The 575-nt window shown below is 61.0% G+C and carries 1 pseudogene; it reads right to left on the bottom strand.

Going from position 1 to position 575, the window contains the following annotated elements:
• Positions 1-575 (bottom strand): annotated as a pseudogene (locus HX786_RS32420) (type IV secretion protein Rhs); the annotation flags it as partial.

Below are 575 nucleotides of genomic sequence, written 5' to 3'. Positions count from 1 at the left end.
TCGTTACGCTGGTATTTCCATACCGCGTCACCACGGCGCACAACCCGTACGAAACCGTTGTCATGCCCGTAGGCGGTGGGTGCATCGTCACCGGGAAACAGCGCAATCAACCGACCGGCTTCGTCGTACTGATAGGCCGTCACCGCCCCCAGCGGATCCTGCTCGACCGTCAGCCGGCCTTTTTCATCGTAGGATTTGAAGTGCTGCGCGCCGTCCGGATCGATCCGCTGCACCAGCCGTGCGCGCTGGTCGTGTACGTAGACTTCCTGGCTGCCATCGGCGTTGTGCACGGTGACCGTGCCGTTGTCGTCCCACACATACCGCGTGTCCATCTGCGAAAAGCTGGCCCAGTGGCGGACACATCGCGCTGCCTTGCCAGACCGTTCCCACTCCCAGAAGAACCTCGCCCCACCGGCCAGTTCCCGCTCCAGGATCACCTGCTGATCGTCGTACCGATAACGCTCGCTTTCTCCTACAGCGTTGGTAGCTTCGATCAACCGCCAGGCATCGTCGTACGTGTAGGAAACAACGTTTTGCTCGGTAACCCAGCCGAGTTCCCGCTGCACCTGATAGTC

It is taken from the genome of Pseudomonas sp. 21615526, from assembly GCF_013386245.1.
In the GTDB taxonomy this organism is placed as follows: Bacteria; Pseudomonadota; Gammaproteobacteria; order Pseudomonadales; family Pseudomonadaceae; genus Aquipseudomonas.
This window is presented reverse-complemented; position numbering and strand designations above follow the sequence as displayed.